This window comes from Thalassobacterium maritimum (assembly GCF_031127805.1).
Taxonomy (GTDB): domain Bacteria; phylum Verrucomicrobiota; class Verrucomicrobiia; order Opitutales; family Coraliomargaritaceae; genus Thalassobacterium; species Thalassobacterium maritimum.
Genome location: NZ_JARXHW010000042.1, coordinates 25882 through 38957, shown reverse-complemented (window position 1 = coordinate 38957; position 13076 = coordinate 25882). Strand labels below are relative to the sequence as shown.

Below are 13076 nucleotides of genomic sequence, written 5' to 3'. Positions count from 1 at the left end.
CTTGAACTCGCGGCCTCCTGCGTGACAGGCAGGCGCTCTAACCAACTGAGCTACTACCCCAAAAAGTTGGGAAAGCACGGACAGTAGAAATCGAATTACTTATGTCAAGCGATGTTTCAGAGAAAATGAAAATAATTTCACATTGTGATTTGCGGTGCTTATTGGAGGGCGCTTGAAAGAAAAAGGCGAAGCGAACTTCGTGCTTTATACTTGTTGTAGAAGCTCTAGCTTAGGTGAATGAAATCTGGTGAACCTCGTTGGGATTTTTTTACGAATCATGCGCATGTGATGTTTTACTTGCAGGCCCATCCTGATCAACCCCTGCGTCAGGTTGCTTTGGCGGTGGGGATTACAGAGCGCGCGGTGCAGCGTATTGTGGCTGAGCTGGAAGAGGGAGGTTACTTGCGGCGCAGTAAGGTGGGGCGCCAGAATCAGTATTTGATTGTTGGTGATGTGCCATTGCCGCATGCCTTGCAGGCGCATCGATCTTTACAGGACCTATTGGATTGGGAGCAGTCTGCCGATGGGACGGCTGAGGCCTTAGAGGACTTTAAAGCTTTGGAGAATTGGAAGGTCGGAGAGCATGGTTCGGAGATTTGAAATTTACATATCAATTTATCCTGATATGTTGATGTAAGCCTTGCTTTTTTGTTAAAAGCGCGATTAGCTGCGCGCTTTATGAGCAAAAATTTCATCTTTTCCTCCGAATCGGTCGGCGAAGGCCATCCCGATAAAGTAGCTGATTACATTTCTGATAGCGTGCTGGATGCGTGTCTGGAGCAGGACCCCAAGAGCCGTGTGGCGTGTGAGACTTTGGTTAAAAGCAACTGTGTCTTTCTCGCGGGGGAAATCTCTACCAACGCGAAGCTTAACTATGATGAGATCGTGCGTGAGGCGATTCGTGAAATCGGTTATGTGAATGACGACGACGTATTTCATGCTGATAAAGTCTTTGTTTCTAATATTCTAACAGCGCAGTCATCGGATATTGCGCAGGGAGTCGATGCGGCTGAGGCCGCGGGTAAGGATACCGCAGAGCAAGGAGCCGGGGACCAAGGCATAATGTTTGGTTATGCATGCAAGCAAACGCCCGAGTTGATGCCTGCGCCTGTGATGTATGCACACCGCCTATTGCGGGAGATCGCTCGTCAGCGCAAAGAGGTAAAGGTCGATTGGTTGCGCCCCGACGTGAAGAGTCAAGTGGCGTTGGAGTATGTCGATGGTAAGCCGGTTGCGATCAAAAATGTTGTAATTTCGACTCAACACGCTGCCGAGATGAAGCATGCACAGATTCGTGAGTTTTGCATCGAAGAGGTTATTCGCAAAGTGTTGCCAGCTGAGCTGTTGACCGATCAGACGGAGTATTTGATCAACCCGACCGGTAATTTTGTGATCGGTGGGCCTCAGGGAGACGCTGGTTTAACCGGACGTAAAATCATCGTGGATACCTATGGAGGCTGGGCGCGTCATGGCGGCGGTGCTTTTTCCGGCAAGGACCCTTCGAAGGTGGATCGCTCTGCGGCCTATTTCACTCGTTGGGTGGCGAAGAACATTGTCGCTGCGGGGCTGGCTGAAGTGTGTGAACTCGAAGTCGCCTATGCGATCGGTTATCCATATCCGACTAGCATCCACGTGGATACTTTTGGCACTGGAGTGGTCGACGATGTTAAGATCGCGGAGGCAGCACAACGCGTCTTTAGCTTTAAGCCAGCGGATATCGTCAGTCAGTTGGACCTATTGCGTCCGATCTATCGTGAATCCACACACTATGGTCACTTCGCTAAGGAGAACCTGCCTTGGGAGTCGATCGCGAAAGCTGACGAACTGAAAGCCGCGTTGTAGAGAATTAGGAATTAAGAATTAGGAATTAGGAATTAGATATAATTTACATGAGCACAGATACACAGACACAGACCGGAGCCGACTATAAGGTAAAGGACATTAGCCTTGCGGACTTCGGTCGTAAGGAAGTTGAAATCGCACAATTTGAAATGCCAGGCCTCATGGCTACGCGTGAGAAGTATGCTAAGGAACAGCCGTTGAAGGGCGTGCGTGTGATGGGCTCGCTGCACATGACGATTCAGACTGCGGTGCTGATTGAGACACTGCAAGCGCTGGGGGCTGATGTGCGTTGGTGCTCTTGCAATATTTATTCGACGCAAGATCACGCCGCGGCTTATGTTGCGAAGAACCTCGGCGTGCCCGTCTTCGCTTGGAAGGGCGAAACTCTGGAAGAATACTGGTGGTGCACGGAGAACGCGCTGACATGGCCCGATGGTTCGGGGCCGCAGTTGATTGTCGATGACGGTGGTGATGCGACGCTTCTTATCCATAAGGGCTACGAACTCGAAGATGGCAGTGACTGGGTTGACTCCGAGTCGGGCAGCTTGGAGGAGGAAGTGATCAAGCGCTTGCTTAAGAAGATCCATGCGGACAAGCCTGCGCATTGGCACAACGTTGTGAAAGACTGGAAGGGCGTTTCGGAAGAAACTACCACGGGGGTGCACCGTCTCTACGAAATGCACAACGCGGGCAAGTTGCTTGTGCCGGCAATTAACGTGAACGATTCGGTCACAAAGTCAAAGTTCGACAACCTCTACGGCTGTCGTGAGTCTTTGCTCGACGGTATCAAGCGTGCCACTGATGTGATGGTGGCCGGTAAGGTCGGCGTGGTTTGTGGCTATGGTGACGTGGGCAAAGGCTGTGCAGCTGCGCTTAAGGGCATGGGGGCGCAAGTTGTGGTCACTGAAGTGGACCCTATCTGTGCCTTGCAAGCTGCGATGGAAGGCTACCGCGTATTGACTGTCGAGGACACCCTCGGGTGGGGCGACATTTATGTCACTACCACTGGAAATTATGGCATCATCACGGCCGATCATATGTCGAAGATGAAGGATCAGGCGATCGTTTGTAATATCGGCCACTTTGATAATGAAATTGGCGTGGACGCGCTCAATGACATGCCCGGTGTCGATGTCGAATCGATCAAGCCCGATCATGAAGGTGCTGTGGATAAATACACTTTCCCTGATGGACACAGCATCTACTTGCTGGCCAAGGGCCGTCTAGTGAATCTCGGTTGCGCAACGGGGCATCCGTCCTTCGTGATGTCGAACAGCTTTACGAACCAAGCGTTGGCTCAGATCGAACTTTGGAAGCAGGTCGAAAAATATACGCCGGGTGTCTATATCTTACCTAAACACATCGATGAAGAAGTGGCGCGTCTGCACCTTGAGAAAATCGGTTGTAAGTTGACCCAACTGAGTGAAAAGCAAGCGAGCTATATTGGCGTGAAGCCCGAAGGCCCTTACAAGCCTGAGCACTACCGCTATTAGACTTTGGTTGATTATTTGCCCCAAAGCGCCCCTGTTCTATACGGGGGCGCTTTTTTGTGTGAGTCGCTTGCTTACTTGACTTATGGTAGGAATTGAGTGCTGGGGTATTATGGTTGCTAATTGTCTGTGAAATTAGATGATTGGGGTCGTATGCGTGAGAGTTTTCGTAATGTTTTTATTGCTTTGTTGTGGCTAGTTTTAGTCATTTGGGGAATCTCCGCGCTCTGGGTTTATAGTCAGCGTGCGGGTGGTTTTTCTTCAGTGCCTGATTTCTGGCCGGAGCATAGTTCCTTGCCGGCGGCGGAGGGGGTGCAGTTGCTGATGTTTGTGCATCCACGGTGCCCGTGTTCGAGGGCAAGTCTTGGGGAATTGGCTGTTTTGATGCGTAATTGTCAGCAGGGCTTGTCGGCACGAGTTTTATTTATCAGTCCCAAGGGGCAGTCGATGGAGTGGGTGCACAGTAGTCTGTGGGCGCAGGCAAAGCGGATTCCGAATGTGAGTGTCGAATTAGATGTCAATGCAATGGAGGCCAGACGTTTTGGCGCAGAGGTTTCTGGGGCGACTTTAGTCTATGGAGCTCAGGGCGAGCTCTTATTCCATGGGGGCATTACGGCTTCGCGCGGGCATTATGGCGATAACATGGGGCGGCTTGCGATCCAACAGTTATCAATGGGGAGGGAGACTGTGTCGGAAACGGCGGTGTTTGGTTGTCCGCTGAATGATGTTTTGTGTGGCGGGGGCGAATTCACTACAACTTCTCAAATGTGAAATCATGAGTGAGAAGCAATGTAATCGCTCCGAGCGCACACAGACACTGTTTGCTGAGCAGTCTCAACGCATTTATGTTTATACAGATCGGCTTTTTATGAAGCTGATGTGTTTTCAATGGTTGGCTGGAGTTGTTGCGGCTTTGGTGATCTCGCCTCGCACGTGGGCGGGGAGCCAGGCTTCTGTGCACATACATGTGTGGGCGGCGTTTTTTTTAGGCGGTTTGATTACCGCTTACCCTTGTTGGTGTGCGTGGAAACGGCCGGGGGCGACGATGACTCGGCACATGATTGCAGTGGCTCAGATGTTGATGGGCGCGCTTTTGATCCATCTAAGTGGGGGGCGCATTGAGACGCACTTTCATATATTTGGCTCATTGGCTTTTATTGCATTTTATCGAGATCCGAAAGTGTTGCTTACGGGAGTCTTGGTCACTTACCTCGACCACTTGATTCGTGGTGTCTATTGGCCGGAGTCAATTTTCGGAGTTTTGAGCGCGCCGATTTGGCGTCCGCTTGAGCATGTGGCTTGGGTGGTTTTTGAGTGCTGGTTTTTGGTGCGATCGATTCGGCTAACTCACAATGAAATGTGCGTGTCGGCGGAGCGACAGGCGGAGTTAGAGCTGACTAATCGGGAGATTGAAGCGCGCGTGACTGAAAGGACTTTGGAATTGGAACAGAGCCAAGAGCTCGCTGGTCAATCGGAGCGATTATTGCGGACAGTGTTGAACGTACTGCCTCAAGGCATTGCTTGGACCAGTCGCGAAGGACAGGTTCAGGGCTCCAATCAGCATTTTTTGGCTGATATGCAGATTGATGATCAGGCTGCTGTTGGACGGATGCTGAATGAATTGCCGGTCGCAGATGGGCATCGTGAGCATTTTGAGCAGTTGCAAGCCTCAGTGCTGAATGAGGGACGCGAGGTTTCGAATGTCATACGGCAAGGCAGTGGTGACGCGGGCGAAGAGCGCTGGCTTGCGCTGAACCTCGCACCTTTACGAGGTGATCAAGGTACGGTTGAAGGAGTACTGTGTAGCTATTTGGATGTGACTAATCTCAAGCAAGCTGAGTCAGCTGCTTTGGAGTCAGCCCGCTTAAAATCAGAGTTTTTGGCAAATATGAGCCACGAGATTCGCACGCCTATGAATGGTGTGATTGGTATGGTGCATCATTTACTCGATACTGATCTGAGTGAGGAGCAGAGAGATTACGCGCAAACTGTGAAGCAAAGTGCAGAGTCGTTGCTAACTATACTTAATGATATCTTGGACTTTTCTAAGATCGAAGCCGGCAAATTAGAAGTGGAGGCGGTCGCCATCGATTTGCGTGATTTGCTTGAAGAAACACTGGGAGTGATGGCGGAGCCGGCGCAATCGAAAGGCTTGGAACTGATCGGAGTGATGGAGCCTAGCATGCCTCGATGGATATTCGGCGATCCTGTGCGATTAAGGCAGGTGTTGATCAACTTGCTGGGCAATGCGATCAAGTTTACCAGCGTGGGGGAAGTCGTTTTGAAGCTTATCTGTTCCGACTTGGAAGGAGACAAATCGCTGCGTTTCGAAGTGAATGATACTGGGATTGGCATTACGCCCCAAGTGCAAAGCCGACTGTTTCAGGCCTTTACACAGGCGGACGGTTCGACCACCCGCGAATATGGAGGCACGGGACTGGGGCTCGCGATTTGTCAGCGTTTGATCCATCTGATGGACGGGGAGATTGGGCTCGATAGCCAGCCCGGGCGGGGCACTTCTATTTGGTTTGAAATACCTTGGCATTCTTTGGCGGGGGAGGCGCCAGTGCGGACGCCTCAGCGTAATGATTTGCGAGGCTTACGAATGTTGGTGGTGGATGACAATCAGACCAATCGCGACGTATTGAGTATACAGTTGAAAAACTGGGGCGTGGATGTGCATGCGACGGCTTCGGCCCGTGAGGCGCTTGAATTGCTCGAAGATGAGACTGTGCCTGCTTTCCAAGCTGGGATCTTAGATATGCATATGCCGGATATGGATGGCCTCAGCTTGGCGCGAAATATTCTAAACTCTCCTCAATTAAACCGATTGCCTCTGATTATGTTGACCTCGTTGGCCTCTGATGTGCCACGCAGTGAATTAAAGGCAGCGGGAATTATGGAGTGCTTGCAGAAGCCAGTGCGTCAAGAGCGCTTCTATAATTGCCTGCGGGCTTTGAGCGGTCATATTCAACCTTTAGAAGCGGCGAATAAGCCGGTCGTGAAGCATCCGGCAGGAGCACATTTAGGATATCATGTCTTGTTGGCTGAGGATAATAAGGTGAATCAGCGTGTGACCCAGTTGCAGCTTAAGAAATTGGGCTGCACGGTGGATGTCGTCGAAAATGGCAAATTGGCGGTCGAATCTGTAGCCGCTGGTGGCTATGACTTAGTTCTAATGGACTGTCAAATGCCTGTCATGGAGGGCTATGAGGCGGCGCGATTGATTCGAGCGCAGGAGCGTGAGTTGGGGCTGCGGGGCGGCATACATATTATAGCTGTCACCGCGCATGCGATGGAAGCCGATCGTGAGCGCTGCTTATCGGCTGGGATGAATGATTATGTCACCAAGCCATTACTGGGGCCTGCATTGCAAGAGGCACTAGAACGTTTTGAGGCAAGTCGCGGGGCGCGGGACTCCGCTGGATAATGAGTGAGGATGCATTTGAGCATGTCTTAACACTTGATTTGGGGACGGGCCGGGGCTATGCAAGTAAGTTGTTTTTTGGTTCCCCTATGAATATCCGATCCCCATTACCTTTTTGCTACGTCCTCGCATTTTTTGTATTGCTGGCCGATGTGGATGCAAATTCGCGCACACTTGGCTTTTTGAAACGTCGCGCCGATTCTATTGAGAGCCAGCGCGTTGAAAAACAGATGTGGTCCAATACACAGACGAACTCTCTGATGAATAAGTCTTTTCCGATCGAGCATTGGGATAAGCACTATTCATCGGTCGGCACGAAGCGTGCCCCGATCGCAATGACCGAGGGCAAGGATAAAAAGATGTTCGAGAAAAAGAGTTTCGAGCGAAAAGAGATCAGTTTCGACATGGCGCGCTGGAACGATCAGATGGCGGACCTGCACAAAAAAGCGGGCATCGATATGGATGAGCGTGCACGATTGGTGGCGGACAAACAGCTTTACTATATGATGCTGCAAGATGCGGAGCAGTTTCGTGATATGGCGGAAAAGGTCTCGCTGCGGGATTTGAATCGTTATCAATTTCGCCGAAATCACTCCGACGGCGAGCTTCCGATCCAGAAGGCTGGGTCGAAATAAGAATCGAACTTTGCTTTTTTGCAAAAAAATGTCCGCTTAGGCTTGAACCTAAGTGAGTTGTTTGGATGGTAGGCGCAAATTCCTAATTGAATATGCCTACCATTCTCATTCTGAGCTTAGCCATTATCTTTTTAACGGCCTGCCTCGCACCGACCTTGGTGCGTTATTTAGGTGACCGTGCAGGATGGCTGCTCGCACTCGCTCCGTTTTCCGTCTTCGTAATGTTGATTTCTCAGGCGGGGATGATTGAGGCCGGCGAAGCGCTGATCTATCAAGTCGATTGGTTCTCCGCGCTAGATACGTCTTTTAGTCTACGTTTAGATGGTTTGTCGCTGCTGATGGCTTTGTTGGTCTCTGGTATCGGCGGCTTTATTGTGATATATGCGGGCGGTTATATGCATGGGCATCCGCAGTTGGGGCGCTTTTTCCTGTATCTCCTGGCATTTATGGGGGCGATGTTGGGCTTGGTGATTTCGGATAACTTGATCCTCGTCTTTGTTTTTTGGGAGTTAACCAGTATTAGCTCTTATCTTTTGATTGGTTTCAATCACGAGCAAAAGGAAACTCGCTGGAAGGCGCTGCAGGCTCTGTTGGTGACGGGCTTGGGCGCGATGGCGATGCTGGCGGGCTTTTTGTTGATCGGCACGGTCACGGGGAGTTACTCCTTGTCCGAGATCACCGGTATGGGAGATCTGCTGCAAGCGAACCCTTGGTTCACTGCAATTGTCGTTTTAATTTTGGGAGGCACTTTTACTAAGAGTGCCCAGGTGCCTTTTCATTTCTGGTTGCCCAATGCGATGGCAGGACCGACACCGGTGAGTGCTTATTTGCACTCCGCGACCATGGTCAAGGCGGGCATTTACTTGATGGCACGCTTGAACCCTGCCTTTAGTGGCAGTGGGTTCTGGGAGTATACTTTAGCAATCTTTGGCAGTTTGACATTGCTCTTAGCTATGTTTTTGGGGCTGTTCCAAAAGGATGTAAAATCGATCCTCGCTTATACGACACTCGGGGTGCTTGGTGTCTTGACTATGCTCTTAGGGCTGGGCTCGGAGTATGCTATTAAAGCGATGGTGGTCTTCTTGATCGGACATGCACTTTATAAGGCGACACTCTTTATGGTGGTCGGCTCGATCGACCACGAAACTGGCACCCGTGATGTCACCGTATTACGTGGCTTGAGAAAGTTGATGCCCATCTCCGCCTTGGCCGGGGGGCTGGCAGCACTCTCGATGTCTGGCTTGCCTCCATTTTTTGGCTTCATCGGAAAAGAGCTGATTTATAAGGCGGGGGTGAAACTGAACGGTGTTGAGCTGATCTTCCTTGTGGTCGCTCTGGTCGGTAATTTAATTATGATGGGACTGGCCTTAAAGGCGGGGGTTGGCCCTTTCTGGGGCAAGCCGAACCATGAGGCTTTACCTAAAAAGCCGCACGAAGCGCCGGTGGCCATGTGGCTGGGGCCTATTGTGCTGGCATTCGCTGGTTTGGCGATCGGTATTGTGCCCTTTTGGGTGACTGAATTTATGGTGGCTCCTGCATTGGCGGCTATTCAAGGCACGGAAATTCATCATTTGGACCTCGCGCTTTGGAACCTCGTGCGTCCGAATTTGCCGTTACTTTTGAGCGGGGTGACGGTATTGGGCGGATTTTTTGTCTTTTTGAACCGTGCTCGCTTCTGGGCGATTTCGGATGCTGTCTTGAAAACGATCCGCCCTTATGGCCCGGAAGCCATGTATGAGCGGATTTTTAATGCGACGATTGGGTTCTCGAAAGCACAAACGCGTTGGTTACAAACAGGTCGTTTACACGATTATGTGTTTTTGATTGTGATGACGACGGTTGGTTTCCTGACTTGGGCAATCGTTAGTTTTGGCGGCCTTCATTTCACTGTTGATTGGGCGTCCTATGATTTGTTGATGATTGGTCTTGTGGTCATTATGATTATTGCGGCCTTGGTCGCCGTGACGGGGCGTTCTTACATCACGGTGCTTGTCGCCTTGGGAGTGGTCGGTTTTGGTGTGGCGCTGATTTTTGCCTATTATGGTGCGCCCGATTTGGCCATTACCCAATTGTTGGTGGAAACTTTAACAGTGGTGCTGTTTATGTTTGTCGTACTGCGCCTGCCTCCGCTGAAAACGATTTCTAGTCGTTATACGCGCTTACGTGATGGCCTGATGGCGACGGCATTTGGTGGACTCATTACTATACTCTTACTCAAAGCGGTGAATATTCAGTTCGATCATGCCATTTCCGGTCAGTTAGCCGAGATGAGTTACCCTGAAGCTAAGGGGAAAAACGTGGTGAACGTCATTCTAGTTGATTTTCGGGCTTTGGATACGATGGGGGAGATCGTCGTGGTGACAGTGGCTGCGCTCGGTATCGCCGCGCTGGTAAAGACCGGAATTAAAGGGAAGGGCAAGCGCTCATGAAATATTTTATCTTAAATCAGGCCAGCCGTTTGTTATTTCCAGCGCTGCTAATTCTTTCGCTGATCGTGTTGTATCGTGGGCACAATTTGCCAGGTGGAGGCTTTATTGGCGGCCTTTTGGCGGCGACTGCATTCATTCTTGTAGGCTTGGGCGATTCTATGGAACGCGCGAAAGAGCTCTTGCGCATCGAGCCAGTAAAGCTGATGGCGCTGGGCCTGCTAGTGGCTGTGGTAAGCGGAATGCCAAGTTTACTGCGCGGAGCACCTTTTATGACGAGTGAATGGTTGCCTGGCTTTGCTTTGCCTTTGATTGGTAAGGTGCACTTGGGCACTCCGCTGGTTTTTGATGTGGGCGTCTATATGGTGGTGATCGGCTTTGCGCTACACACCACTTTTAGTCTCTCAGAGCTCGCTTATACTGAAATAGAGGAGCACGAAGAATAATGGAAAGTCTGATCGCAGTTTTAGTGGGCGTTCTCTTTGCCGCAGGCACGTATTGCTTGATGCGTCGCAGCATTGTTAAGTTGGTCATCGGCGTGGTGTTGATCTCGCAAGGGGCCAACTTACTGGTCTTTACCACTGGAGGCTTGTTGGCAGGCCGTCCTGCCTTGGTGCCGCCCGATGGTGTCGCGCCGCCCGCACCCTTTGGCGATCCGTTACCACAGGCGATGGTGTTGACCGCGATCGTGATTGGTTTCGGACTAACAGCTTTCCTGCTGGCATTGGTCACACGTGCTCACGAAGCCGTAGGTGACGACGATATTAACGCTTTTAACAACACGGATACGTGAACGAATACAGCTTACTACTTACATTGCTTTTGCCGCTAGTCGGGGCTGTTTGCCTCTTGCTGGGACATCGCTCACTCGCTCTGCAGCGAGCGGGAGGGATTGTTTTTTCCAGCGTGACTTTTGCACTTTCTCTCTACCTCGTCTATGTGGTCGATCAGGCGGAATTCGTCGTGATTCAAGTGGGCGACTGGCAGGCTCCCTTTGGTATCAGCCTGGTGGCCGACCGCTTTAGCGCGATCATGGTAGCAGTGTCTTCCTTTATGGGAGCTGCGGTTGCACTTTACGCACTGGCTGAGATTGATGAGGCGCGTCTCAAGAAATTCTTTTTCCCGCTCTATTTGATTTTACTCTTCGGGGTGAATGGAGCGTTTCTGACAGGGGATTTATTTAATCTCTACGTTTGGTTTGAGATTATGCTGATCGCTTCCTTCGTGTTGATCTCGATGGGGGGTGAGAAGGGTGAGCTGGAAGGCGGCCTCAAATACGTATGTCTGAATTTACTGTCTTCAGTGATGTTTTTGGCAGGTGCCGGCATTATTTACGGCAAGACTGGCACGCTGAATATGGCAGACCTCGCGCATAATCTAAGCGTGGCTGAAGATGTCAATTGGGTGATTAGTAGCTCCATGCTACTTCTGGTGTCTTTCGGGCTGAAAGCTGGTATTTTCCCATTCTTCTTTTGGCTGCCGGCCTCGTATCATACGCCACCGTCCGCCGTTTCGGCCGTTTTTGCTGGTTTGCTAACCAAGGTGGGGGTGTATGCACTGTTTCGCTCATACACCTTGATGTTTGTGCCGATCTTTCCCGAAGTGCAGCCTTTAATTCTGGTATTGGCGATACTCACTATGGTCACGGGGGTGTTTGGAGCCGCTTCGCATTTTGATATGCGTCGTATTCTCTCCTTCCATATTGTGAGTCAGATCGGGTACATGATTTTAGGTTTGGCTTTTATGACGCCCTTGGCCTTGGCCGCAGCGATCTTTTATCTCGTGCACCATATCATAGTGAAGACGAACCTCTTTCTCGTGAGTGGGGTGGTGATTCGCCTAAAGGGTAGTTGTGACTTGGCCAAAGTGGGCGGGCTGTGTAAGTCGGCTCCATGGTTGGCTTTTCTTTTCTTTATTCCTGCTTTCTCGCTTGGGGGCATTCCACCACTATCCGGGTTCTGGGCGAAATTCGCTCTGGTGAAATCCGGTATTGAGATCGAGAGCTGGTGGTCGGTCGCGGCTGCCTTATTGGTGGGTGTGTTGACTTTGTATTCGATGACGAAGATTTGGGGCGAAGCCTTTTGGAAGCAACAACCTGAGGGCGTGGGCGCAGGCCCCTTGCCAAACCCAGTTGGACGACTCTCTTACATGGTGGCACCCATTGCGGTTTTAGCCATTTCAACCGTGGCGATCGGCTTGTTTGGTGAGCCACTCTTCAACTATGCGGAGCGAGCGGCGGCTCAATTGTTGAGCCCGCACGAGTATATCTCCGCTGTCTTACAACCTAACACGGAGGTGCTGCCATGAAGCGGATCATTCATTTTATAGGCTTTATTTTCTTCTATATTGAGGAAGTGGTTAAGTCTAACCTGCGTGTCGCTTACGACGTATTGACGCCGACGCATCATATGAATCCAGGCATTATTGCAGTGGATGTGACGGGTATGAGCGACCGACAGCTACTTTTTATGGCCAATTTCATTACCATGACTCCCGGCACACTTGGGATCAGTTTTTCCGATAATAAGGATAAGCTATACCTACACGCGATGTACCTCGAGGAAGATCTCGCGGCTCTGAGTGCGGAACTTTCAGATACTTATGGAAAGCGAGTTCGCAATGTGTTTTGAGGAATTAGGCATGCCACTGGCGCTGGCCGGTTTGGTGTCGTCGGTCTTGTTAATCGCTGCATTTGCACTGGCATTGTTGCGTATCGTGAAGGGGCCGACTGCTTTTGATCGAGTGGTTGCGCTGGATTTGATTGGAGGCATTTGCCTCTGTATTATCGTGATGTTTGCGATTCAATTTGAGCAACCAGTGCTCTTGGATGCTGCCTTTGCGATCGCGATTGTGAGCTTTATTGGCACGGTTGCATTTGCACGCTATTTAGGAAAAGGAGGCGAACAATGAGTTGGATCGTTGCTATACTACTGGTGCTGGGGGCGTTTTTTGCATTTGTGGCTGCATTGGGAGTCATTCGATTTCCGGACTTTTACACACGCATGCATGCCGCGACGAAGGCAGGCGCTTTTGGGGCCTGTCTGCTATTAATGAGTGCGGCGATCCATTTTGGAAGTGTGCGTGCGATCGTAACGGCTAGTTTGATCATCGTGTTCTTTTACCTAACGACGCCTGTCGCTGCGCAGACCATTGCACAAGCGGCCTATCGCCGAGGCGTTACTCTCTGGTCGAAGACTGGGCACGATCAATTAGCTGAGGATGAGGCCGAGTAAATAGTGCTTGCATTGGGTCTCGT

Annotated in this window: 13 protein-coding genes; all 13 read left to right on the top strand. The window is 50.8% G+C overall.

Annotation, left to right across the window (positions count from 1 at the left end; translation table 11 throughout):
* The first annotated feature begins 237 nt into the window (after positions 1–237).
* Positions 238–600: a helix-turn-helix transcriptional regulator gene (locus QEH52_RS15140; protein WP_308951577.1), complete on the top strand. Its 363-nt coding sequence runs from the start codon at positions 238–240 to the stop codon at positions 598–600.
* Between the two features lie 78 nt (positions 601–678).
* A complete protein-coding gene (gene metK, locus QEH52_RS15135) occupies positions 679–1842 on the top strand; it encodes a methionine adenosyltransferase (RefSeq protein WP_308951576.1) in 1164 nt (387 codons plus the stop codon).
* A 47-nt stretch (positions 1843–1889) separates the two neighbouring features.
* On the top strand, positions 1890–3335 hold the full coding sequence (gene ahcY, locus QEH52_RS15130) for an adenosylhomocysteinase (protein ID WP_308951575.1): 1446 nt from the start codon (positions 1890–1892) through the stop codon (positions 3333–3335).
* Positions 3336–3461: 126 nt separating this feature from the next.
* Complete coding sequence (locus QEH52_RS15125; RefSeq protein WP_308951574.1) at positions 3462–4103, top strand: hypothetical protein; 642 nt, start codon at positions 3462–3464, stop codon at positions 4101–4103.
* 4 nt (positions 4104–4107) lie between these two features.
* Positions 4108–6762 (top strand): hybrid sensor histidine kinase/response regulator, encoded by a 2655-nt coding sequence (locus tag QEH52_RS15120; protein WP_308951572.1) that lies wholly within the window; start codon positions 4108–4110, stop codon positions 6760–6762.
* A gap of 86 nt (positions 6763–6848) precedes the next feature.
* Positions 6849–7394 carry a hypothetical protein gene (locus QEH52_RS15115; protein ID WP_308951570.1) on the top strand — a complete coding sequence of 182 codons (546 nt, stop codon included), beginning with the start codon at positions 6849–6851 and terminating at the stop codon, positions 7392–7394.
* Positions 7395–7486: 92 nt separating this feature from the next.
* A complete protein-coding gene (locus QEH52_RS15110) occupies positions 7487–9823 on the top strand; it encodes a putative monovalent cation/H+ antiporter subunit A (protein ID WP_308951569.1) in 2337 nt (778 codons plus the stop codon).
* Positions 9820–10266 carry an MnhB domain-containing protein gene (locus QEH52_RS15105; RefSeq protein WP_308951568.1) on the top strand — a complete coding sequence of 149 codons (447 nt, stop codon included), beginning with the start codon at positions 9820–9822 and terminating at the stop codon, positions 10264–10266. The genes QEH52_RS15110 and QEH52_RS15105 overlap by 4 nt, the downstream gene beginning before the upstream one ends.
* Entirely contained in the window at positions 10266–10613 is a 348-nt protein-coding gene (locus tag QEH52_RS15100) for an NADH-quinone oxidoreductase subunit K (RefSeq protein WP_308951566.1), read from the top strand. Before QEH52_RS15105 ends, QEH52_RS15100 begins: the two co-directional genes overlap by 1 nt.
* Positions 10610–12127, top strand: a complete 1518-nt coding sequence (locus QEH52_RS15095; protein WP_308951565.1) for a proton-conducting transporter transmembrane domain-containing protein — start codon at positions 10610–10612, stop codon at positions 12125–12127. Before QEH52_RS15100 ends, QEH52_RS15095 begins: the two co-directional genes overlap by 4 nt.
* Positions 12124–12450: a Na+/H+ antiporter subunit E gene (locus QEH52_RS15090; RefSeq protein WP_308951564.1), complete on the top strand. Its 327-nt coding sequence runs from the start codon at positions 12124–12126 to the stop codon at positions 12448–12450. Before QEH52_RS15095 ends, QEH52_RS15090 begins: the two co-directional genes overlap by 4 nt.
* Entirely contained in the window at positions 12422–12730 is a 309-nt protein-coding gene (locus tag QEH52_RS15085; protein ID WP_308951562.1) for an MrpF/PhaF family protein, read from the top strand. Before QEH52_RS15090 ends, QEH52_RS15085 begins: the two co-directional genes overlap by 29 nt.
* Positions 12727–13053, top strand: a complete 327-nt coding sequence (gene mnhG, locus QEH52_RS15080) for a monovalent cation/H(+) antiporter subunit G (protein ID WP_308951560.1) — start codon at positions 12727–12729, stop codon at positions 13051–13053. Before QEH52_RS15085 ends, mnhG begins: the two co-directional genes overlap by 4 nt.
* Positions 13054–13076 lie beyond the last annotated feature (23 nt).